A 22174-nucleotide genomic window follows, 5' to 3' on the forward strand; every position below is an offset into this window, starting at 1 on the left:
GCTGGGGAATGGAATACCCACAGACGCGACACGGATGTTCGGCATATTTAAGGAAGACTCATGCGCTGTCAACCACGATACGAAGGACAGGTTTACATCTGGTTAAAAAACGAACAATACTGTTTACTCTGTTCAGAACCCGCCGATGAATGCACACCCATCTGCATGGCCTGTGAAACGGAGTTGCCCTGGCTGGGCGATCAATGCCAAACCTGCGCCCTGCCGTTGCCCACTGCTGGCCTGACCTGTGGCCAATGTTTGAAACAGCCGCCAGCCTTTGAACGGGTCGCTACGCCCTGGACTTACAGTTTTCCGGTGGACACGTTGATCACACGCTTCAAACACTCTGCGAAGTGGCCGTTTGGTCGCCTGCTCGCCGAGCTTCTCGCTCAGTTCCTGCAACATCGCTTCGATGAAGACCTGAATCGACCCGACGCGCTCATCCCGATTCCGTTGGCCACCAAACGCCTGCGCCAGCGGGGTTTCAACCAGGCCGCGATGCTCGCCCGCTGGCTCAGCAGCAGCCTCGACATTCCGTGCGATGAAACGCTGTTGCTGAGGATTCAGGACACCAGCGCCCAACAGGACCTGAATGCCGAGGCCCGCAAAAAGAACCTGCGCAACGCCTTCGCCCTGACGCCCGATGCGTGCATCAAGGGTCGTCATTTAGCATTGGTGGACGATGTGTTGACCACCGGCGCCACGGCCCAGGCCCTGGCTCGCCTGTTGATGGACGCCGGCGCCGCACGTGTCGACGTCTATTGCCTGGCCCGCACACCCAAACCCGGCGATGCGCCCTGACTTGACTCCCGGGCCCCAAGCCGCCAACGTCCTTCCCATCGCCACAGCCCAAAGCGTCTTGCCATGTCCTTGCCTACGTTGTTGTCCCAGCACATTGCCCGTCGTCCGCAGCGCATCGCGTTGCTGCAACACATCGCCGAACAGGGCTCGATCACCCGTGCCGCGAAAAGCGCGGGGCTGAGCTACAAAGCGGCCTGGGACGCCATCGATGAGTTGAACAACCTTGCGCAAAAACCGTTGGTGGAGCGCAGTGTCGGCGGCAAGGGCGGCGGCGGTGCCAAACTCTCCAGCGAAGGCGAGCGCGTATTGCGCCTGTATCAAAAGCTGCAAGCCTTGCAGGCTCAGGTGCTGGAAGCCGCCGAAGATGCCAGCGATCTCGACCTGCTCGGCCGACTGATGCTCAGAACCAGCGCGCGCAATCAACTGCATGGCAAGGTCGTAGCGATTGATAACCAAGGGCACAACGACCGGATTCGCCTTGAACTGGCCGAAGGCTTGAGCATCGATGCGCAGATCACTCACGACAGCACCCTGCGTCTGGAACTCGAAACCGGCACCGAAGTGGTCGCACTGATCAAGGCCGGCTGGCTGGAGTTGCTGGGCATCGATCAAGTGGCAACACCCGGCAATAATTGCCTGAAGGGCATCATCGAGGAAATTCTCGACGCCGAGAACGGCCCCAGCGAAGTGCGCATCGGCCTGCCCAATGGCCAGACACTCTGCGCACTGGCCCAACCGCTGCACTTGAGAACCCTCGGCCTCGCCGCCAATAAACCGGTGCTGGTGCAGTTCGCGCCATCCAACGTTTTACTCGGTACACCGCTTTGAAACACAAGTGTCATTAACGCTCATTAAGGTGACTGCAAAAACCCGCAGGGAGCCTGATGTGAGCCTATTAGAAGACAACCAATCCACCGACCTCGAGAAAATGGTCGGCCTCAGCCGCCGAGGCTTCATCAGCGCCGGCGCCCTTTGCGGTGCAGCGATGTTCATGGGCGGCAACCTGCTGAGCCGCAGCGTGCTGGCCGCCAGCGTCAGCGCCGGCTCCAGCAAACTGTTGGGTTTTGACAGTATTCCCGCTGCCACCAGCGACGCCATCACCCTGCCGCCAGGTTACAAATCTTCGGTATTGATCAGTTGGGGCCAACCCCTGCAGAAGAACGGCCCGGCATTCGACCCGAGTGGCAACGGCACAGCCGAACATCAGGAAGTCCAGTTCGGCGACAACAACGACGGCATGAGCCTGTTCGAGTTTCCTGGTGACAAAAACCGGGCGCTGATGGCGATCAACAACGAATACACCAACTATCGCTACCTCTACGCCCACGGCGGCATGCCGCAGTCGGCTGCTGACGTGCACAAGGCGCTGGCCTGCGAAGGCGTGTCGGTGATCGAAGTGCAGCGCAAGAACGGTCAGTGGCATTTCGTCCAGGGCTCGCGCTACAACCGGCGCATTCACGGCAACGCGCCGATCAGCCTGAGCGGTCCGGCCGCCGGCCACGCGCTGCTGAAAACCAGTGCCGACCCACACGGCAAGAACGTCCTTGGCACCTTCCAGAACTGCGCCAACGGCAAGACGCCGTGGGGCACGTACCTGACCTGCGAAGAAAACTTCACTGACTGCTTCGGCAGCAGCAATGCCGAACAAAAGTTCGACGCCGCGCAGAAACGCTACGGCGCGGTGGCGGCCAGCAAAGAGATCAACTGGCACCCGCACGACGAGCGTTTCGACCTGGCGAAAAACCCCAACGAACTCAACCGTCACGGTTGGGTCGTGGAGATCGACCCGTTCGACCCGCAATCGACGCCGGTCAAACGCACTGCGCTGGGACGCTTCAAACATGAAAACGCCGCCCTGGCCGAAACCAGTGACGGTCACGCCGTGGTGTACATGGGCGACGATGAGCGCGGCGAGTTCATCTACAAATTCGTCAGCCGCGACAAGATCAACCACAAAAACCCCAAGGCCAACCGCGACCTGCTGGATCACGGCACCTTGTACGTGGCGCGTTTCGACGCGGGCGACGGCAATGCCGATCACCCGAAAGGCCAGGGCGAATGGATCGAACTGACTCACGGTAAAAACGGTATCGACGCCAGCAGCGGTTTCGCCGACCAGGCCGAAGTGTTGATTCACGCCCGCCTCGCCGCCAGCGTGGTGAAAGCCACGCGCATGGACCGCCCGGAATGGATCGTCGTCAGCCCCAAGGATGGCCAGGTCTATTGCACGCTGACCAACAACGCCAAACGTGGCGAGGATGGCCAGCCGGTGGGCGGACCGAACCCTCGCGAGAAGAACGTCTACGGGCAGATTCTGCGCTGGCGCACTGACCGCGATGATCACGGCTCGAAAAGCTTTGCCTGGGATCTGTTTGTGGTCGCGGGCAACCCCGGTGTTCACGCTGGTTCGCCGAAGGGCGGCTCGTCGAACATCACCCCGCAGAACATGTTCAACAGCCCGGACGGCTTGGGTTTCGACAAGGCTGGGCGGTTGTGGATTCTCACCGATGGCGATTCGAGCAATGCCGGTGATTTCGCGGGCATGGGCAATAATCAGATGCTGTGTGCTGATCCGGTGACCGGGGAGATTCGCCGCTTCATGGTCGGGCCGGTGGGTTGCGAAGTAACAGGGATCAGCTTCTCGCCAGACCAGAAGACCTTGTTTGTCGGGATTCAGCATCCGGGGGAAAACGGCGGGTCGACGTTCCCTGAGCATCTGCCGAATGGCAAGCCGCGGTCTTCGGTGATGGCGATTTCCCGTGAAGATGGCGGGATCGTCGGCGCCTGAAGGCCCTCATCGCGAGCAGGCTCGCTCCCACAGTTGATCTCCTGTGTGACACAGATAGTGTGCACACCCAAGATCCCTGTAGGAGTGAGCCTGCTCCGGGCGGCGTTCCGACGATGGCGTCAGCCGAAACACCACTGATCTCAAGCCCAAACCCTAAAGAAGCCCCGTCTGCGCTACCATGCTTGGCCGGACGCGGCAGCCTGCTGCGCGCAGGAGTCAGCATGGCCCACCCGTTTGCAACCCTTACCCCAGACCTCGTGCTCGATGCCGTCGAAAGCATCGGCTTTCTCAGCGACGCGCGCATTCTGGCGCTCAACAGCTACGAGAACCGTGTCTATCAGGTCGGTATCGAAGACTCCGAGCCGCTGATCGCCAAGTTCTACCGTCCGCAGCGCTGGACCAATGAAGCGATTCTCGAAGAACACCAATTCACCTTCGAACTCGCCGAGTGCGACGTGCCGGTGGTCGCGCCGATGATTCACAACGGCGCCAGCCTGCACGAACACAACGGTTTCCGATTCACCCTGTTCCCCCGCCGTGGCGGCCGTGCGCCGGAGCCGGGCAATCTCGATCAGCTGTATCGCCTGGGGCAACTGCTCGGTCGCTTGCACGCCGTCGGCACTACAAAACCGTTCGAGCACCGTGAAGCGCTGGGGGTGAAGAACTTCGGTCATGACTCGCTGACGACATTGCTCGAAGGCAATTTCGTACCCAAAAGTCTGCTGCCGGCCTACGAGTCCGTGGCCCGAGACCTGCTCAAACGGGTGGAAGAGGTCTACAAGGCCACGCCGCACAAGAACATCCGCATGCACGGCGACTGCCATCCCGGCAACATGATGTGCCGCGACGAGATGTTCCACATCGTCGACCTCGACGACTGCCGCATGGGCCCGGCGGTGCAGGACATCTGGATGATGCTGGCGGGTGATCGCCAGGAATGTCTCGGTCAGTTGTCGGAATTGATGGACGGCTACAGTGAGTTCCACGACTTCGATCCGCGGGAACTGGCGTTGATCGAACCGCTGCGCGCCTTGCGCCTGATGCACTACAGCGCCTGGCTCGCCCGCCGCTGGGACGACCCGGCGTTCCCGCACAGTTTTCCGTGGTTTGGCAGTGAACGGTATTGGGGCGACCAAGTGTTGGCCTTGCGCGAACAACTGGCTGCCCTGAATGAAGAACCCCTGAAACTCTTCTAACCACCACAGATCCCCTGTGGGAGCGGGCTTGCTCGCGAAGACGGACTGCCATTCACCGATGATGTCGACTGTACTGACGCCTTCGCGAGCAAGCCCGCTCCCACATTGGTCCGCGACCATTCCTGCAAACCTCCTTACAATCCCCTCTTTGTTAGCTGCCTAAGCAAGGATTCTGCATGCAAGCCGCCAACCCGCGTCGCGGGTACATTCTGGGCCTGAGTGCCTACATCATCTGGGGACTTTTCCCGCTCTACTTCAAAGCCATCGCCAGCGTGCCCGCCGTGGAGATCATCATCCACCGAGTGCTCTGGTCCGCTCTGTTCGGCGCCTTGCTGCTGATGGTGTGGAAACATCCGGGCTGGTGGCGCGAGTTGCGTGACAACCCGAAACGCCTGGCGATCCTGGCCCTGAGCGGCACGCTGATCGCAGCCAACTGGCTGACCTACGTCTGGTCGGTGAACAACGGGCGCATGCTCGAAGCCAGTCTCGGTTACTACATCAACCCGCTGGTGAACGTGTTGTTGGGCATGCTGATCCTTGGCGAACGACTGCGGCGCATGCAATGGCTGGCGGTTGGCCTGGCGGCGGTCGGCGTCGCGCAGCAGGTCTGGCAAGTCGGCAGCTTGCCGTGGGTGTCCCTGGTGCTGGCGCTGACGTTCGGTTTCTACGGACTGATCCGCAAGCAGGCACCGGTCAAGGCGCTGCCGGGGCTGGTGGTGGAAACCTGGATGCTGGTGCCGATTGCCGTCGCGTGGTTGCTGTTCAACCCCACCGCAAGCAGCGCTCAAGCCGAATTCTGGACCACGTCCGAAGCCTGGTGGCTGGTGGCCGCTGGTCCGGTGACGCTGGTGCCGCTGGTGTGTTTCAACGCCGCTGCACGGCATTTGCCCTACACGACGCTGGGATTCCTCCAGTACCTGGCGCCGACGCTGGTGCTGTTGCAGGCCGTTCTGCTGTTTGGCGAACATTTGTCGTCGAGCACACTGGTAGCGTTCATCTTTATCTGGGCCGGTCTGGCGGTTTACAGCGTCGACGCGTGGATAAGTCTGCGACGCCGCCGCTGATCAAAAAACACCCAAACCTCTGCAAGCCACGGATCCCGTGGCTTGCATCGATCCTTCCCAAGGTTATCCACAACGTGATCCCCGGCGTTTGTGCGCAAGTCCCTGAAACTGCTGGTTTTTTGATCAAGTCCTGAAGAACCCCGGCCGACGTGGCCTGGAGGACAGTCTCTACAGGTTATCCACAGGCAGGTGCACGTATAACTTGGATAACCTGTTCAGGGTTCACTGCGCAGCACCAATTCGACCATCAAATCATCCGCCAGGGTTTCCAGGCGCGATTGCAGCACGTCCAGGGACAGCGTCAGCGGCACCGCCAGAATCGCTTCGGCGTGGAACAAAGGCTCGCTGCTCATCGGCGCCGGACGTACTTCGGTCACCAGACGCTCCAGGTTCACCCCCTGTTCACTCAGAAGACGCGTGATGTCGCGTACGATCCCTGGGCGGTCATTGCCCACCAATTCCATGGCTATCGGTTTCCAGGTGCAGGATTGCTCGATGCCGCTTTCGGCAATCAGCACGCGAATGCCGTGGGCCGACAGCGCCTGTAAGGCATCTACCAATTCATCGTAGGCCTCGGCCGGCACGCCCACACGAAGAATCCCGGCGAACTGCCCGGCCATGCGTGACATGCGGCTCTCCAGCCAGTTGCCGCCGTGCTCGGCGATGCATTGGGCAATGCGCTCGACCTGCCCTGGCTTGTCCGGAGCGAAAACAGTGAGTACGAGGTGGTCCATGGCACAGCCCTCTTGTCATGACTTTTGTTATAGAAAAGCAAGTATAGGCAAGGGACGGGAATCGGCTTGGCGCCTCAGAAAACCAAAGCCCCATAGCAGGGCAATGAAGATTATGTGTACAAGTTTTTATATTTAACTGGAACAATCCAATGGTTTTTTGAGAACATCCCGTACCCCGACGTGACCGCAATGCGTCATAGCGTCGCAGAACGACGTAATTAGTCTAATTTTCACAAGCGCAATTCATCATGTAGTATGCCGCAGCGCGCACTACATAACGCTGGATCGATGTCTGCCGCAGGTGCAGCCACAACCCTGAAAGCCCCGTCAGCAAGGCCTCAACGCCGTTGATTGGTCATAACCCAGCCGCCCGCAATGGCATGTACTGGTTAAAAGGTTTGTGGTTTAAATGCCAGAGGCTTCATTGTTAAATTGAAGAGCTGAAAAGCGAAATAGCTGAGCAGAGTGAGGCAAGCAATGACTGAACACGTTCAAGTCGGTGGCCTGCAGGTCGCCAAAGTCCTGTTCGACTTCGTGAACAACGAAGCCATTCCCGGTACCGGCCTCACCGCCGATAAGTTCTGGGCCGGTGCCGACAAGGTCATTCATGACCTGGCGCCGAAGAACAAAGCCCTACTCGCCAAACGCGATGATTTCAAGGCTCGTATTGATGGCTGGCACCAATCCCGTGCCGGCCAGGCGCACGACGCCGTGGCTTATAAGGCCTTCTTGCAAGACATCGGTTATCTGCTGCCAGAAGCGGCCGATTTCCAGGCAACGACGCAAAACGTCGATGACGAAATCGCCCGCATGGCCGGTCCACAGCTTGTGGTTCCGGTGATGAACGCCCGTTTCGCGCTCAACGCCTCGAACGCCCGTTGGGGGTCGCTGTATGACGCGCTCTACGGCACCGATGCCATCAGCGAAGCTGACGGCGCGGAAAAAGGCAAAGGCTACAACAAGGTTCGCGGCGACAAAGTCATCGCCTTCGCCCGCGCCTTCCTCGACGAAGCGGTGCCATTGGCTGCCGGCACTCACGTCGATTCCACCGGCTACAAGATCGTTGACGGCAAACTGGTGGTCGCCCTTAAAGGCGGCAGCAATACCGGCCTGCGCAACGATGCACAGCTGATCGGTTTCCACGGCGATGCAGCCGCACCGACCGCGATCCTGCTGAAAAACAACGGCCTGCACTTCGAAATCCAGGTCGATGCCAGCACCCCGGTCGGCCAGACCGACGCGGCCGGCCTCAAAGACATCCTGATGGAAGCCGCGCTGACCACCATCATGGACTGCGAAGATTCCGTCGCCGCCGTCGATGCCGATGACAAAGTGGTGATCTACCGCAACTGGCTCGGCCTGATGAAGGGCAATCTGTCGGAAGAAGTCTCCAAGGGCGGTCAGACCTTTACCCGCACCATGAACGCCGACCGCACTTATACCGGTGTCGATGGTAAAGAACTGAGCCTGCATGGTCGTTCCCTGCTGTTCGTGCGCAACGTCGGTCACCTGATGACCATCGATGCGATCCTCGATAAGGACGGCAACGAAGTGCCGGAAGGCATCCTCGACGGCCTGGTCACCAGCCTCGCGGCAATCCACAGCCTCAACGGCAACAACTCGCGCAAGAACAGCCGTACCGGCTCGGTCTACATCGTGAAGCCGAAGATGCACGGCCCGGAAGAAGCGGCGTTCACCAACGAGCTGTTCGGTCGCATCGAAGAAGTGCTCGGTCTGCCGCGCAACACGTTGAAAGTCGGGATCATGGACGAGGAACGCCGTACCACGGTCAACCTCAAGGCCTGCATCAAGGCTGCCAGCGAGCGTGTAGTGTTCATCAACACCGGGTTCCTCGACCGTACGGGCGATGAAATCCACACCTCCATGGAAGCCGGCCCGATGGTGCGCAAGGCGGACATGAAGGCAGAGAAGTGGATCGGCGCCTACGAGAACTGGAACGTCGATATCGGTTTGAGCACCGGCCTGCAAGGTCGTGCCCAGATCGGTAAAGGCATGTGGGCCATGCCGGACCTGATGGCAGCGATGCTCGAACAGAAAATCGCTCACCCGATGGCCGGTGCCAATACTGCCTGGGTTCCATCGCCGACGGCTGCTGCGCTGCATGCGCTGCACTACCACAAGGTCGATGTGTTCGCCCGTCAGGCCGAACTGGCCAAACGTGCACGCGCTTCGGTGGATGACATCCTGACCATCCCGTTGGCCGTCAATCCAGACTGGACCGCGGAACAGATCAAGAACGAACTGGACAACAACGCCCAGGGCATTCTCGGTTACGTGGTGCGCTGGATCGACCAAGGCGTCGGTTGCTCGAAAGTGCCGGACATCAACGACGTCGGCCTGATGGAAGACCGTGCGACGCTGCGTATTTCCAGCCAGCACATCGCCAACTGGCTGCGTCACGGCATCGTCACCGAAGATCAGGTCATGGAAAGCCTCAAGCGCATGGCGCCAGTGGTTGACCGTCAGAACGCCAATGACCCGCTGTATCGTCCGTTGGCACCAAACTTCGACAGCAACATCGCCTTCCAGGCGGCCGTCGAACTGGTGGTCGAAGGTACGAAGCAGCCGAACGGCTACACCGAGCCGGTCCTGCACCGTCGTCGCCGCGAGTTCAAGGCTGCCAATGGCCTGTAACTAAGCGCTGACGTCGGACAAAAAAAGCCCTGATCGAAAGATCAGGGCTTTTTTGTTTCAAATCGGTTCCTACGCATCCATTCCCAACTCATGCTTGACCAGCTCCAACAGCTTGCCGGTATCGACAGGCTTGAGCAGGAAGTCGACCACGCTCAAGTGCATCGCAGCGATCGCATCTTTCACGTCGGCGTCACCGGAAACGATGATGAACGGCATTGCCGCCCGAACCGATTCACGGACCTGCCGGATCAGGTCCAGACCATCGACATTGCCCATCCGCAGATCGGTAATCACCAGGCCAATCGATGGCATCGTCTCCAACATCCTGAGTGCAGTTTCGCCACTGGCGGCAGTCATGCAGCGCACCCCGTCCAGCGCCAGAATCTCCGACAGCAACTCGCGCGCGTCTTTATCGTCGTCGACGATCAGCACCCGCTGCGGCGGCAGGTCAGGTTCCAGCATGACGTCACTCAGCGCCTTGCGCTCGGCGTCACTCAAAATATCGTGGTCGGACATGGCTTACTCTACGTTTTCATTTCTATTCCCTAGCACATCCGTCAGACATCGCTAAGCAGGCCTTTAATGTGCACGTCGTCGGAAAAGTTTCCTATAGCCAATGTAGGAGGTTTTTCCCACAGTTGCGTCAGACATTTCCCAAATACCGACAGCTTCCCTGCCTACCTAGACTTACGTCCAATGGGCACCCCGCGCGCAGGGGTCGACCATGGCTAAGTCATCCGACAACAACAATTCAAAAAAGACTGCGGTAATGGTTATGAGTAAAGCGGACGCCTTCACACAGGCAGGGAAAACCGCGGTATTGCAGAATATCCAGGGCACTTTGCAATTCCTTCAGCGCTTCCCGCCCTTCAATCAAATGGAACACGCCCACCTGGCGTACCTGGTCGAGCAGTGTCAGCTGCGTTTTTATGCGCCCGGCGAGAGCATCCTCAAGCCCGCCGACGGCCCGGTTGAGCATTTCTACATCGTCAAGCAAGGCCGGGTCGTGGGTGAACGCCCCCATACGGCCAAGGGCGGCACCGAAACCACCTTCGAAATCACCACCGGCGAGTGTTTCCCCCTCGCCGCGCTGCTGGGTGAGCGCGCGACTCGTACCGAGCATCTGGCCTCCGAAGACACCTTTTGCCTACAGCTGAACAAGCTGGCGTTCATCAAACTGTTCGCGCTTTCCAACGCGTTTCGCGACTTTTCCCTACGCGGCGTGAGCAGCCTGCTGGATCAGGTCAACCAGCAAGTCCAGCAAAAAGCCGTGGAAACCCTTGGCACCCAGTACTCGCTCAATACCCGCCTGGGCGAATTGGCCATGCGCCACCCGGTGACCTGCAGCCCGACCACGCCACTGCGTGAAGCCGTGACCCTGATGCATGGGCAGCAGGTCGGCAGCATTGTGGTGGTCGACGAACATAAAGCGCCGCTGGGGATTTTCACCCTGCGCGACCTGCGCCATGTGGTGGCCGACGGCACTAACGATTTCAACGAAGCTATCGAACGCCACATGACCCGGGCGCCGTTTTACCTGTCGCCGGACCACAGCGCCTTCGACGCGGCGATTGCCATGACCGAGCGGCACATCGCCCACGTCTGCCTGGTCAAGGATCATCGCCTGTGCGGCGTGGTCTCGGAACGTGATCTGTTTTCCCTGCAACGGGTCGATCTGGTGCATCTGGCGCGGACGATCCGCAGCGCCCAGAAGGTGGAAAATCTGGTCGCGATGCGCGGCGAGATCGGCCAACTGGTGGAACGCATGCTGGCCCACGGTGCCTCTTCAACTCAGATCACGCACATCATCACCTTGCTCAATGACCACACCGTGTGCCGGGTGATCGAACTAACCCTCGCCGAGAAAGGTGACCCTAGCATTCCGTTCAGCTGGCTGTGCTTCGGTAGCGAAGGCCGTCGCGAACAGACGCTGCACACCGATCAGGACAACGGCATTCTGTTCGAAGCCCGGGACGCGGCCCACGCCGCCGAGATTCGCGGCAAGTTGTTGCCCATCGCCCAGCACATTAACCAGAGCCTGGCGCTCTGCGGTTTCACCCTGTGCAAGGGCAACATCATGGCCGGCAACCCTGAGCTGTGTCTGTCCCGCGCCGAATGGTCACGACGTTTTGCGGCGTTTATCCGCGAGGCAACGCCGGAGAACCTGCTGGGTTCGAGCATTTATTTCGACTTGCGGGTGGTCTGGGGTGACGAGCAAGGCTGCGAGCAGCTGCGCCGGGGAATTCTCGATCAGGTGAATGACAACCGACTGTTCCAACGAATGATGGCCGAGAACGCCCTGCGCAATCGTCCGCCCGTAGGACGTTTCCGTGAGTTTGTACTGGCTCGTAAGAATGGCGAGAAAGCCACTCTGGACTTGAAGGTCCAGGGGCTGACGCCGTTTGTCGACGGTGCCCGACTGCTCGCTTTGGCCCATGGGGTCGAGGCGAACAACACGCTGGAGCGCTTTCGCCAACTGGTGGACAAAGAAGTCATCGAACGGCTGGACGGTGCGGCGTACGAAGAGGCCTATCACTTCATCCAGCAAGCTCGCATGCAGCAACATCAGCTACAAACCCGGGAGAACTTGCCCTACTCCAACCGGGTCGATCCAGACAGCCTCAATCATCTGGATCGACGGATCCTGCGTGAATCCCTGCGCCAGGCACAACGCCTGCAAAGCAGCCTGGCCCTGCGGTATCAGCTATGAGCCTGTTTTCATGGCTGCGCCCGGCAGGTCCGAGCCTTCCCGGCGAACTCCAACAACGTCTGCAACGCTTGTCTTCGGCGGCAGAGCTTGGCGAATGCAGCCTGCGCGAACAACGCTGGGTGGTGCTCGACCTGGAAACCACCGGGCTGAACCTGAACAAGGATCGGGTGTTGTCCATCGGCGCGGTAGTGATCGAGGACGGCGCGATCGATTTCAGCCAGCAGTTCGAACGCACGTTGCAATGCACCGACATGAAGTTGGCTCCCAGCGTGTTGATCCATGGCCTGGGGCCGAGTGCGATTGCCGCGGGCAGCGATCCGGCTCAGGCCCTGGTCGAATTCATGGAATTTGTTGGCGATAGTCCGGTGTTGGCGTTTCACGCGCCGTTCGATCAGCACATGCTCGGGCGCGCCTTGAAAGACCATCTGGGCTACAAGTTGCAGCATCCGTTTCTGGATGTGGCTGATATCGCACCGTTGCTTTGCCCTCAGGCGCACATTCGCGATGCCGGTCTGGATCAGTGGATCGACTGGTTCAAACTCGAAGTGTTCGAGCGCCACAATGCCAGTGCCGATGCGTTGGCCACCGCTGAACTGGCGTTGATTTTGTTCAGCCGGGCGCGGCAGATGCAGATTCATAGCCCGTTGAATTTGCAGCAGCGGATGAGTCAGTGGAAGCGCAGACAGCGAGCACCTTCTTTCTAAAAGACACCGCAATCCTTTGTAGGAGCTGCCGAAGGCTGCGATCTTTTGATCTTAAAATCCAAAGTCAAAAGATCGCAGCCTTCGGCAGCTCCTACAGGGGGTTTTGCGCCAATACACCGACGTTGGCGGCCACCCGACCAGCGCCAATTGCTTACCTCCCCCGCCTCTGACACAATCGCGAACAATTCTCGTTAGTTAATACTTCCCAATCGGTGCTGCTACGTGTCGTCAGTCCAAAGCCCTCAAAGTGAGCTCGTTGGTGCGTTGTATCGCGACCACCGCGGTTGGCTATTGGCCTGGCTGCGACGCAATGTGGCCTGTCCGCAACGAGCCGAAGACCTGAGTCAGGACACTTTCGTGCGTTTGCTGGGCCGTGAAGAACTGAAGGAACCGCGTGAACCGCGCGCGTTTCTGGTGGCGATTGCCAAGGGTCTGCTGTTCGACTATTTCCGCCGCGCCGCGCTGGAACAGGCCTACCTCACCGAACTGATGCTGATCCCCGCAGGTGAACAACCGTCGGTGGAGGAACAGCAACTGATCCTCGAAGACCTCAAAGCCATCGACCGCCTGCTTGGCAAGCTCTCAAGCAAGGCCCGGGCGGCGTTTCTCTATAACCGTCTCGACGGCCTCGGCCACGCCGAAATCGCCCAGCGCCTGGGTGTGTCAGTACCGCGGGTGCGTCAGTATCTGGCACAAGGCATTCGTCAGTGCTACATCGCGCTGTACGGTGAGCCGGTATGAGTCCGGTCAGCTCCAAACCCGTCTCGGCGCAGGTGCTGGATGCCGCGATTGCCTGGCAGTTGTCCCTGGATTCCGGCAACCCGGTGGAGCGCGAAGAGTTCGCCAAATGGCACGCTGCCCACGAAGAACATGCGCGGGCCTGGCGCCAACTGGGCATGCTCGACCAGCGCTTCAGTGTTGCCAGCGGCCCGGCCCGCACCGCTTTACTGCAATCGCGCGAAAGCATTCGCCGGCGCGTGCGCAAACTTGGCAGCGGCGTGGCCAGCATCGTCGCGGTGATCGGGTTGGCGTTGTTCGCCGGTGATCGTTATCTGCCGATCGACTATTGGCTGGCCGACCAGCGCACCGCCACCGGCGAGCAACGCACCCTGCGCCTGACCGACGGCACGCTGATCAACCTCAACACCCACAGCGCCGTGGATGTGCGTTTCGATGAAAAACAACGGCTGATCATCCTCCAGGAAGGGGAAATCCTCGTCGAAACCGGCCATGGCGACGCCCGGCCGTTTATCGTCGAAACCCGCGAAGGCAGCCTGCGTGCACTGGGGACGCGGTTCCTGGTCAAGCGTGAAGAAGACGGTACGCGCCTGAGCGTGCTGAAGTCGGCGGTGGCGGCCCATCCCGAGTCGAGTCCTGAAGAGCAGATTCTGCGTGAAGGCCAACAAGTCCTGATGCGCAGCAATGGCCTCGGGCCGATTGTCGCGCTCAACCTCGGCGCCGATGCCTGGACCCGCGGCATGCTGGTGGTGGACAACGCGCGGCTGGAGGACCTGGTCCATGAACTCGGTCGATATCGCCGCGGGTATTTGGGGGTTACACCTGAAATCGCCGATCTGCGAATCACCGGTAGCTTCCCGCTGCACGACACCGATCTGGCCCTGAGCGCCCTGCTGCCGACCCTGCCGGTGCAGATCGAACAGCACACGCCGTGGTGGGTGACGGTGGCGAAGGCTGAAGCCAAACCCGTAGGAGCTGTCGAGTGAAACGAGGCTGCGATCTTTTGACTTTGTTTTTTTAGGAGCAGGTCAAAAGATCGCAGCCTCGTTTCACTCGACAGCTCCTACACAGCTCCCACACGGCTCCTACAAAGGCGGGCAATCACTGAATCGAAATTATTTTCAATCAGACCTATCACTTTTGAATTCTCGTTCGGCACCTAGGCAATTGAGAAATATTTCCATTCAGGAGCCGCTGTATGTCCCGTTCGCTCGACACCTTGTTGCGCCCCAGTTTGCTGGCGATTGCCATTGCCCTTTGCGCCCCTCTGGCCAGCAGTCAGCTGATGGCCGCTGAACAGGCGTCCAGCGTTCGCGCCTACAACCTGCCAGCCGCGCCATTGGCCAGCACCCTGAACCAGATCGCCAGCCAGGCGGGTCTGGCGCTGTCGTTGAATCCTTCACTGGCAGCGGGCAAGACCTCGGCGCCGGTCAAAGGCCAGTTCGACGCAGCCGGCGCCCTGCGCGAAGCCTTGCGCGGCACAGGTCTGCAACTGGAACAGAGCAGCGCTGGCACTTATAGCCTGGTGGCCGTGCCTGAAGGCGTGATGGCCCTGCCGGAAACCGCCGTCATTGGCGTGGAAAACACCGAAAGTGCCTGGGGACCGGTGGAAGGTTATCTGGCGACCCGCACCGCCGCCGGCACCAAGACCGATACCGCGCTGGTCGAAGCACCGCGCTCGATTTCGGTCGCCACCCGCGAGCAAATGGACGACCGCAATGTGCACAGCCTCGATGACGCGGTGCGCTACATGCCCGGCATCACCGCCAGCAGCTACGGCAGCGACACCCGCGCCGACTGGTTGCGTGTGCGCGGTTTCGAACCGACGCAATTCCTCGACGGCCTGCCACTGCCAAAAGGCGTGTACGCCAACCCGAAACAGGAAACCTGGAACCTCGACCGCCTCGCCCTGCTGCGCGGCCCGGCCTCGTCGGTTTACGGCCAGACCCCGCCAGGCGGTTTGCTGGACATGGTCAGCCGTCGTCCCAGCGCCGAATCGAGCAGCGAAATCCAGGTGCAATATGGCAGCGACAACCATCGCCAGATCAACTTCGCCAGCACCGGCAAGATCGATGACGAAGGCCAGTTCCTCTACGGTTTGAGCGGTGTGGTGCGCGACAGCGGCACGCAGGTCGACCACGTCGACAACAAGCGCTACAACATCGCGCCGAGCCTGACCTGGAACATCGACGAAGACACCAAGTTCACCTTGCTGACGCAATTCACCCACGACGATACCGGCATCACCAGCCAGTTCCTGCCGGTGCAGGGCACCAGGATCCACTCGCCGCTCGGCAAGATTTCCCATCACAAGAACCTCGGCGACCCGGACTGGGAATTCTACGACCGCACCTACTACGCACTGGGCTACGCCTTTGAACATCGTTTGAACGATGTCTGGCAGTTCAAGCAGAACCTGCGCTACACCAAATCGGACCTGTCCTTCCAGGCCCTCACTCCCGGCGCCTACCCGTTCACCCAGGTCGATGCCGAAGGCAACGTTGGCCGCTCGAGCACCAGTGTCGACGAGGACATCAGCCAGTTCGCCGTGGACAACAACTTCCAGGGCGACTTCGCGACCGGCGACATCCGTCACACCCTGTTGATCGGCCTCGATCACCAGCGTACCAACACCAACTACACCTCGATCTTCGGTGACGGTCTGACCACCAACGTCAACAACCCGATCTATGGCCAGCCCATCGTTCGTCCGCCACGTTCGGCGGCGTTTTACGACTACAACCAGAAGACCTACCAGACCGGCCTGTACGTTCAGGACCAGATGGCCCTCGACCAATGGCGCCTGACGTTGGGTGGTCGTGAAGACTGGGTCCACACTGGCACCAAATTCTTCAACAAAGGCGATGCCACCAACACCGAGCGCGACAAGAACTTCAGCGGCAACGCGGCGATCAGCTACGTGTTCGACAACGGCATCGTGCCGTACCTGTCGTACGCCGAGTCGTTCCAGCCGACCAGCAACGCCACGGCATCGCCGACCGATTCGCTCAAGCCGACCGAAGGCAAACAGTGGGAACTGGGCATCAAGTACCAACCGCCTGGCAGCAGCACCCTGCTGACCGCTGCGGTCTACGACCTGACCCAGAAAAACGTCTCCGTCACCACGACCAACTCGGACAACGTTTCGGTCACCAGCCAGACCGGTGAAGTGAAAGTCAAAGGCCTGGAACTGGAAGCCGTTTCCGATGTGACCGAGAACCTCAAGGTCATCGCCGCTTACACCCTGGCCAAATCCGAAGTGCAGAAAGGCGATTTCAAAGGCAATCGCCTGCAACTGATGCCCAACCAACAGGCTTCGCTGTGGGCCGATTACACCTGGTACAACGGCGTGCTGGACGGTTTCGGCATCGGCGCCGGCGCTCGCTACACCGGCAATACCTACGGCGATCAGGGCAACACCTCGCTCGGCAAGGCTGACGCCTACACCGTGTTCGACGCCGCGGTTCATTACGACCTGGGCCGCCTGGACAACAGCCTCAAAGGCGCCTCCCTGGCACTGAACGCCACCAACCTGTTCGACAAGGACTACATCTCCACGTGCGACAGCTTCTACTGCTACTACGGCGACCAACGCAGCGTCGTCGCCAGTGCCACTTACAAGTGGTAATGGCCTGACCTGACACGCCCAAGACCCGAGCCGTCCGACATGGACGGCTTTGGTATTTCTGAAGGCTATGAAATGAAAAGCAAAACAATTCGCCGCTGGTCCTTCGTCCACACCTGGTCCAGCCTGATCTGCACCGTGTTCCTGCTGATGCTCGCGCTGACCGGCCTGCCATTGATCTTCCATCACGAGATCGACCACCTGCTGGGCGATGCCGCTGAATTGAAGGCAATGCCGGCGGACACTCCGCTGCTGAATTTGCAGCAATTGGTGCAGGCGGCTGAACAGCATCGGCCCGGCGAGGTCATGCAGTATTTCGGCTTCGATGAAGACGAGCCCAACGCCGCGATTGCGATCATGGCGGCCACCGCCGGCACTGAACCGAACTCGTCTCACACCTTCATGCTCGACGCCCGTACCGGCGAAGCGCTGGAGATGCCGTCGGCCAATGGCGGCTTCATGATGATCATGTTGCGCCTGCACGTGGACATGTTCGCCGGTCTGCCGGGCAAGTTGCTGCTGGCGTTCATGGGGATTCTGTTCGTGGTGGCGATTGTCTCCGGGACGGTGCTGTACCTGCCGTTCATGCGGCGCTTGAAATTCGCCACCGTGCGCCAGGACAAATCCACGCGCCTGCGTTGGCTCGATCTGCATAACCTGATCGGTGTAGTGACGCTGACCTGGGCCTTGGTGGTCGGCGTCACCGGCGTCATCAGCGCCTGCGCCGACCTGCTGATTGCCGCGTGGCGCAACGACAGCCTGAGCGCGATGGTCGCGCCGTACCGCGATGCGCCGCCACTGACACAACTGGCGCCCGCGACCCGCTTGCTCGACATCGCCAAGGAAGTCGCACCCGACATGCAGCCGGACTTCATCGCCTTCCCCGGCACACGCTTCTCCAGCGAACACCATTACGCGGTGTTCATGAAAGGCAGCACCCAACTGACCTCGCACCTGCTGACACCGGTGCTGATCGACGCCAGCACCCTGCAAGTCACCGCCGTCGCCGAACGCCCGTGGTACATGGACGCCATGGGCATGTCACAACCGTTGCACTTCGGTGATTACGGCGGCATGCCGATGAAGATCCTCTGGGCGACGCTGGACGGGCTGACCATCATCGTCCTCGGGAGCGGAGTTTACCTGTGGGTGGTGCGGCGCAAGGCGGCGAAACCGGTGCTCGAGAACGCGGAGAGTCCAGCATGAGGCCGCGGCAATCGAGTTTCTGGAAAGTCTTCTCCACCCCCACGGTTATCGCCCTGCTCAGCGCTGCGGGGTTGTTTTCCGCGTTACTGGGGGACGGCGTGTGGGACGCATTGAGCTGGTTGGGTCTGGGCATTCCCGCAATCCTCGCCCTGCGCGGCCTGCTGCAACACCACTAAAACCTGTGGGAGCGGGCTTGCTCGCGAAGGCGGTGTGTCAGTAAACATTGATGCTGACTGACACACCGCCTTCGCGAGCAAGCCCGCTCCCACAGGGGTTAGGTATTTACTTCGATCTTGAGCTCCCGGATCAACGCGCTATGCTGCCCAGCACTGCCCCACACACCGAGACGCGCCCATGTCCGCCCCCAGCATGACCCTGTTCCACAACCCGTTGTCGCCCTTCGTTCGCAAAGTCATGGTGCTGCTGCACGAAACCGGTCAGCAGGACCGCGTGGCGTTGCAAGACTGCGTGCTCACGCCGGTCAGCCCGGACCTGATACTCAACGAAGACAATCCGCTGGGTAAAATCCCGGCCTTGCGCCTGGCCGATGGCAACGTCATCCATGACAGCCGAGTGATCCTCGATTACCTCGACCACCAGCACGTCGGCAACCCGCTTATCCCGCGTAACGGCTCGGCTCGCTGGCGGCGCCTGACCCTGGCCTCCCTGGCCGACGGGATCATGGACGCTGCGGTGCTGATTCGTTATGAAGTCGCCCTGCGTGCCCCGGAAAAACACTGGGACGCGTGGCTTGATGGCCAGCGCGAGAAGATTCGTCGCGGCCTGGCATTGCTGGAAGTGGACGCGATTGCCGAGCTGACCAGCCATTTCGATGTGGCGGCGATCAGTGTTGCCTGTGCGTTGGGTTACCTCGATTTGCGCCATCCGGATCTGGAATGGCGCACGACGAATCCGAAGCTGGCGAACTGGTACTTTGAGGTGAGTCAGCGGGCTTCGATGCTGGCGACGATGCCAAAGGTTTAGAATTTCGCTGGCTGTTCCGGCCTCATCGCGAGCAGGCTCGCTCCCACAGTTGATTGGTTGTGTGCACGAATTTTGTGTTCACTGGAGATCCCTTGTGGGAGCGGGCTTGCTCGCGAATGCACCACACCGAATCGACTGGAAACAACCTGTAAATCAGCGTCGCCAACACCTCCCCCACCCGCTGATCCTCGCGCAACCCCAACGACCGGCTCATTCCACCGCTCCCATATCAAACACCAACGGCTTGACCGACTTCTGCCCAACCCCATACCAGTCCAGCTTGCGGGTCAGCACCATAAACACGCCCAACAACCCGAACAACAGCAACGACCCCATCAACAACGCGTAATCCTCGGCACTCAGCAAGCCATAGAGCAAGCCATACAACGCCGCCAATCCCACCGAAAAACTCAAGCCGTGACGCACGCTACGCAGCACATGGCAGACATAAAAACCAATCAACAACACACAGCCGCCCGCCGACAGCAGGTACGCCAGGGCAAAGCCGATGTGCTCGGACAGCGATAGCAGTAACAGGTAGAAAAACGCCAGGGCCACGCCCACCAACGCGTACTGGATTGGATGCACGGCCATGCTTTTGAGCACTTCGAACAGGAAGAATCCGGCGAAGGTCAGGGCAATGAACAGCAGCGCGTATTTGATCGCCCGATCACTCTTGAGGTACTGATCCACCGGATCGATGAAACTCACCCCGAAGTTGCGACTCTTGAGCTCGTCACAACGGTCGCTGGTCAGGCAGTTGGTCAAGGCTTCTTCCAGGTTGGTGGAAAAGAACGAAGTCTGCCAATTCGCGGTAAAACCTGTCCCGGTGACTTCACGCTGAGCCGGCAAGTAGTTGCCGATAAAGCTCGGGTGAGGCCAGTTGGCCGCCAGTTGCACCTTGCTGGTTTTGCCGACCGGAGTGATCTGCAACTGGCCGGTGCCCTGCAGGCGCAGGTCAAAGGCGAACGCCAGTTCCGCGCCTTTGTGCCTGTCCAGCGCGGGCAACATGACGTGTGCCCCCTCGCCTAGCCAGCCCAGCTGCGTGCCCGGTTCAAAATCCAGACTCTGACCATTGAGGTCCAGTTTCAGGGCATTTTCGATCCCGCGGATATCGCTGATGCCTATCGTCAGAAACGCTTGATCAAACTGATAATCGGCGAAATCCTCCTTGATACCCAGCTGCGCGGGAATCGAAAACAGGCCGCTGATGTGGTTGTCGGCGTGATACAGCCGCGCCTCGTAAATACCCCGCGAGCGCAATTCTGTCTGCACCTTGCCGTCGAGCTCGAAACGCTCCGGCAGAAAATACAGATGGCCGCGTTCTTCGCCGGTTTCCTGGTAGCGCTTGTTGGTTTTCTCATTGGTCTTCCAGATCCGCACCACTTTGCGATACGGCACCACCATGATCGGACCGCTCAGTTGCTGGCTGTAGCTGGAGCTGCGGGCGATGTCTTCGAGCACGCCGTCGCGCAGTCGCTGACGGTCATTGATGATCCCGTTGATCAGCAGCAGAGGAATCATCAACAGCAGAATCAAAAGGGCAATCGCCCCCAGTTTTAGGGTCAGGCTACGGTTCATGGGACTCTCCCTGTTTGGATGGGGAGAGTCTGGAATCGGTGTGTGGGGGATTTATGGGCGGAATGTGGAGAGTGTGTGGAGACTGGGCCGGCCCCATCGCGAGCAGGCTGAACTGGCCTAATAATTCCGGACACCTCTTAAGGGCGATATGATTTCGCCAACTTGGAGGCTCCATGAACGAAAGAAAGGTCTATTCGCGCGAGTTCAAACTGCGTGCTGCCAGCATGGTACTTGATGATGATTGTCCCGTTCCAGACGTCTGCGCGTCGTTGGACATTGGGCCTACCGCTTTGCGGCGGTGGGTCGAACAGGTTCGTAAGGAGCGCGAAGGCCAGCCGGTAAAAGGCACCAAAGCGATTACCGAAGATCAGCGTCAGATTCAGGAGCTGAAGGCCAAAATCAAGCAAATGGAGTTGGAGGCCGAGATCTTAAAAAAGGCTACCGCGCTCTTGATGTCGGATCCCGCTCGTTTTCGATGATAGCGGAGCTGAGAGCGTCGTATCCGACCGCCACGCTGTGTCGTGTTTTCAACGTCAAGCGCAGTAGCTTCTATGAATGGATTCAGCGGCGCTCCCGCCCCAAAATCAGGCGTGAAGAGCTTATGGCTCAGGTGGTCAACCTACACGCTGAGAGCCGCGAAAGTATGGGCTCCAGAATGATCTCCAAACGCCTGAAGGCCGAGCATTTTCCAGTAGGAAGAAGCCTCGCTGCGTCGCTGATGAAGGAAGCCAACATTGTCAGCAAACAGCGCCGACCGCATCCATTCAGATCCAAGGGGGTCGAAGCCTTTGTTGCGCCTAATCGACTCGAACGTAACTTCAGGCCGGCGGCCATCAACCAGGTCTGGTGTGGCGATGTAACCAGTCTTTTAGTGGGAAAACGCTGGTGCCACCTGGCAATCGTGATCGACTTGTTTGCGCGGCGTGTCATTGGCTGGGCGTTTTCCCTGATCAATGATGCCAACTTGGTCAGCAAAGCACTGCGCATGGCAGCAGACCTTCGACAAGGTGCGCCAGGGCTGATGTTCCATTCTGATCAGGGCTGCCAATACACGAGCCGCAAGTTTCAAGGGGAGTTGGAGCGATATGGCATATTGCAGAGCATGAGCCATCGTGGGCAATGTTGGGACAACGCACCGACGGAGAGGTTTTTCGGAACGCTGAAGTCGGAATGGGTACCTCGCAAAGGCTACGGCAGCACCGAAGAAGCACAAACCGACATGGTTCGCTTCTTCATGTACTACAACCGCACTAGGCTCCACAGCTACAACAACTACCTGTCGCCAATAGCTATGGAGCAAAAAGCGGCATAAACACCGTAACCGGTGTCCGGATTTGCTTGACCAGTTCAGGCTCGCTCCCACAGTGATCTGGGTGAGTTCACGGATG

Annotated in this window: 19 protein-coding genes; 16 read left to right on the forward strand and 3 right to left on the reverse strand. The window is 59.6% G+C overall.

The genetic code is table 11. The features are described 5' to 3' along the window. The first annotated feature begins 60 nt into the window (after positions 1 to 60). The 5 genes from ACYZTZ_RS25520 to rarD all read left to right on the forward strand — a co-directional run bounded on the left by ACYZTZ_RS25520 (position 61) and on the right by rarD (position 5849). Positions 61 to 801, forward strand: a complete 741-nt coding sequence (locus ACYZTZ_RS25520) for a ComF family protein (RefSeq protein ID WP_462000040.1) — start codon at positions 61 to 63, stop codon at positions 799 to 801. A gap of 63 nt (positions 802 to 864) precedes the next feature. After that, the gene (locus ACYZTZ_RS25525; protein WP_462000041.1) at positions 865 to 1629 is read left to right on the forward strand and encodes a TOBE domain-containing protein; all 765 of its coding nucleotides are present in this window, start codon (positions 865 to 867) and stop codon (positions 1627 to 1629) included. A 58-nt stretch (positions 1630 to 1687) separates the two neighbouring features. Then, entirely contained in the window at positions 1688 to 3589 is a 1902-nt protein-coding gene (locus ACYZTZ_RS25530) for a PhoX family protein (RefSeq protein WP_462000042.1), read from the forward strand. A gap of 221 nt (positions 3590 to 3810) precedes the next feature. Continuing rightward, positions 3811 to 4785: a serine/threonine protein kinase gene (locus tag ACYZTZ_RS25535; RefSeq protein ID WP_008147144.1), complete on the forward strand. Its 975-nt coding sequence runs from the start codon at positions 3811 to 3813 to the stop codon at positions 4783 to 4785. Between the two features lie 176 nt (positions 4786 to 4961). Then, positions 4962 to 5849, forward strand: coding sequence for an EamA family transporter RarD (gene rarD / locus ACYZTZ_RS25540; RefSeq protein WP_046045337.1), 888 nt, complete (start codon positions 4962 to 4964; stop codon positions 5847 to 5849). A 215-nt stretch (positions 5850 to 6064) separates the two neighbouring features. Here the strand turns inward: rarD and ACYZTZ_RS25545 are convergent, their stop codons facing one another. Further along, positions 6065 to 6583, reverse strand: a complete 519-nt coding sequence (locus ACYZTZ_RS25545; RefSeq protein ID WP_007947710.1) for a glycine cleavage system transcriptional repressor — start codon at positions 6581 to 6583, stop codon at positions 6065 to 6067. Positions 6584 to 7060: 477 nt separating this feature from the next. Between ACYZTZ_RS25545 and ACYZTZ_RS25550 the strand changes: the two genes are divergently transcribed. Further along, a complete protein-coding gene (locus ACYZTZ_RS25550; RefSeq protein ID WP_462000043.1) occupies positions 7061 to 9238 on the forward strand; it encodes a malate synthase G in 2178 nt (725 codons plus the stop codon). A gap of 69 nt (positions 9239 to 9307) precedes the next feature. On the opposite strand, the gene ACYZTZ_RS25555 is transcribed toward ACYZTZ_RS25550, so the two are convergent. Then, positions 9308 to 9754, reverse strand: coding sequence for a response regulator (locus ACYZTZ_RS25555; RefSeq protein ID WP_462000044.1), 447 nt, complete (start codon positions 9752 to 9754; stop codon positions 9308 to 9310). A gap of 253 nt (positions 9755 to 10007) precedes the next feature. On the opposite strand from ACYZTZ_RS25555, the gene ACYZTZ_RS25560 reads away from it, so the two are divergent. The 8 genes from ACYZTZ_RS25560 (at position 10008) to ACYZTZ_RS25595 (ending at position 19205) form a co-directional block, all read left to right on the forward strand. Continuing rightward, positions 10008 to 11948, forward strand: coding sequence for a putative nucleotidyltransferase substrate binding domain-containing protein (locus ACYZTZ_RS25560; protein WP_462000713.1), 1941 nt, complete (start codon positions 10008 to 10010; stop codon positions 11946 to 11948). Continuing rightward, a complete protein-coding gene (locus ACYZTZ_RS25565) occupies positions 11945 to 12652 on the forward strand; it encodes a 3'-5' exonuclease (RefSeq protein WP_462000045.1) in 708 nt (235 codons plus the stop codon). Before ACYZTZ_RS25560 ends, ACYZTZ_RS25565 begins: the two co-directional genes overlap by 4 nt. A gap of 222 nt (positions 12653 to 12874) precedes the next feature. Continuing rightward, complete coding sequence (locus ACYZTZ_RS25570; protein WP_033053398.1) at positions 12875 to 13393, forward strand: RNA polymerase sigma factor; 519 nt, start codon at positions 12875 to 12877, stop codon at positions 13391 to 13393. Further along, positions 13390 to 14376 carry a FecR domain-containing protein gene (locus ACYZTZ_RS25575; protein WP_462000046.1) on the forward strand — a complete coding sequence of 329 codons (987 nt, stop codon included), beginning with the start codon at positions 13390 to 13392 and terminating at the stop codon, positions 14374 to 14376. The genes ACYZTZ_RS25570 and ACYZTZ_RS25575 overlap by 4 nt, the downstream gene beginning before the upstream one ends. Before the next feature lie 212 nt (positions 14377 to 14588). Then, the gene (locus ACYZTZ_RS25580) at positions 14589 to 17018 is read left to right on the forward strand and encodes a TonB-dependent siderophore receptor (RefSeq protein ID WP_462000047.1); all 2430 of its coding nucleotides are present in this window, start codon (positions 14589 to 14591) and stop codon (positions 17016 to 17018) included. 72 nt (positions 17019 to 17090) lie between these two features. After that, positions 17091 to 18221 carry a PepSY-associated TM helix domain-containing protein gene (locus ACYZTZ_RS25585; protein ID WP_462000048.1) on the forward strand — a complete coding sequence of 377 codons (1131 nt, stop codon included), beginning with the start codon at positions 17091 to 17093 and terminating at the stop codon, positions 18219 to 18221. Then, entirely contained in the window at positions 18218 to 18397 is a 180-nt protein-coding gene (locus ACYZTZ_RS25590) for a hypothetical protein (RefSeq protein WP_462000049.1), read from the forward strand. The genes ACYZTZ_RS25585 and ACYZTZ_RS25590 overlap by 4 nt, the downstream gene beginning before the upstream one ends. A 178-nt stretch (positions 18398 to 18575) precedes the next feature. Continuing rightward, complete coding sequence (locus tag ACYZTZ_RS25595) at positions 18576 to 19205, forward strand: glutathione S-transferase (RefSeq protein WP_046045328.1); 630 nt, start codon at positions 18576 to 18578, stop codon at positions 19203 to 19205. Positions 19206 to 19415: 210 nt separating this feature from the next. Here ACYZTZ_RS25595 and creD read toward each other — a convergent pair whose 3' ends face one another. After that, positions 19416 to 20786, reverse strand: coding sequence for a cell envelope integrity protein CreD (creD, locus tag ACYZTZ_RS25600; RefSeq protein WP_462000050.1), 1371 nt, complete (start codon positions 20784 to 20786; stop codon positions 19416 to 19418). Between the two features lie 173 nt (positions 20787 to 20959). On the opposite strand from creD, the gene ACYZTZ_RS25605 reads away from it, so the two are divergent. Then, entirely contained in the window at positions 20960 to 21265 is a 306-nt protein-coding gene (locus ACYZTZ_RS25605) for a transposase (RefSeq protein ID WP_056742306.1), read from the forward strand. Continuing rightward, positions 21262 to 22098: an IS3 family transposase gene (locus tag ACYZTZ_RS25610; protein WP_056742309.1), complete on the forward strand. Its 837-nt coding sequence runs from the start codon at positions 21262 to 21264 to the stop codon at positions 22096 to 22098. The genes ACYZTZ_RS25605 and ACYZTZ_RS25610 overlap by 4 nt, the downstream gene beginning before the upstream one ends. Positions 22099 to 22174: the final 76 nt, after the last annotated feature.

It is taken from the genome of Pseudomonas sp. LB3P58, assembly GCF_054897895.1.

What these genes read in the sequence shown, in the direction of transcription:
- ACYZTZ_RS25520 (WP_462000040.1), top strand. Translation starts at nt 61, where the DNA reads ATGCGCTGTCAACCACGATACGAAGGACAGGTTTACATCTGGTTAAAA.
- ACYZTZ_RS25550 (WP_462000043.1), top strand. Translation starts at nt 7,061, where the DNA reads ATGACTGAACACGTTCAAGTCGGTGGCCTGCAGGTCGCCAAAGTCCTG.
- rarD (WP_046045337.1), top strand. Translation starts at nt 4,962, where the DNA reads ATGCAAGCCGCCAACCCGCGTCGCGGGTACATTCTGGGCCTGAGTGCC.
- ACYZTZ_RS25610 (WP_056742309.1), top strand. Translation starts at nt 21,262, where the DNA reads ATGATAGCGGAGCTGAGAGCGTCGTATCCGACCGCCACGCTGTGTCGT.
- creD (WP_462000050.1), bottom strand. Translation starts at nt 20,786, where the DNA reads ATGAACCGTAGCCTGACCCTAAAACTGGGGGCGATTGCCCTTTTGATT.
- ACYZTZ_RS25590 (WP_462000049.1), top strand. Translation starts at nt 18,218, where the DNA reads ATGAGGCCGCGGCAATCGAGTTTCTGGAAAGTCTTCTCCACCCCCACG.
- ACYZTZ_RS25525 (WP_462000041.1), top strand. Translation starts at nt 865, where the DNA reads ATGTCCTTGCCTACGTTGTTGTCCCAGCACATTGCCCGTCGTCCGCAG.
- ACYZTZ_RS25560 (WP_462000713.1), top strand. Translation starts at nt 10,008, where the DNA reads ATGGTTATGAGTAAAGCGGACGCCTTCACACAGGCAGGGAAAACCGCG.
- ACYZTZ_RS25580 (WP_462000047.1), top strand. Translation starts at nt 14,589, where the DNA reads ATGTCCCGTTCGCTCGACACCTTGTTGCGCCCCAGTTTGCTGGCGATT.
- ACYZTZ_RS25555 (WP_462000044.1), bottom strand. Translation starts at nt 9,754, where the DNA reads ATGTCCGACCACGATATTTTGAGTGACGCCGAGCGCAAGGCGCTGAGT.
- ACYZTZ_RS25585 (WP_462000048.1), top strand. Translation starts at nt 17,091, where the DNA reads ATGAAAAGCAAAACAATTCGCCGCTGGTCCTTCGTCCACACCTGGTCC.
- ACYZTZ_RS25605 (WP_056742306.1), top strand. Translation starts at nt 20,960, where the DNA reads ATGAACGAAAGAAAGGTCTATTCGCGCGAGTTCAAACTGCGTGCTGCC.
- ACYZTZ_RS25535 (WP_008147144.1), top strand. Translation starts at nt 3,811, where the DNA reads ATGGCCCACCCGTTTGCAACCCTTACCCCAGACCTCGTGCTCGATGCC.
- ACYZTZ_RS25575 (WP_462000046.1), top strand. Translation starts at nt 13,390, where the DNA reads ATGAGTCCGGTCAGCTCCAAACCCGTCTCGGCGCAGGTGCTGGATGCC.
- ACYZTZ_RS25565 (WP_462000045.1), top strand. Translation starts at nt 11,945, where the DNA reads ATGAGCCTGTTTTCATGGCTGCGCCCGGCAGGTCCGAGCCTTCCCGGC.
- ACYZTZ_RS25545 (WP_007947710.1), bottom strand. Translation starts at nt 6,583, where the DNA reads ATGGACCACCTCGTACTCACTGTTTTCGCTCCGGACAAGCCAGGGCAG.
- ACYZTZ_RS25595 (WP_046045328.1), top strand. Translation starts at nt 18,576, where the DNA reads ATGTCCGCCCCCAGCATGACCCTGTTCCACAACCCGTTGTCGCCCTTC.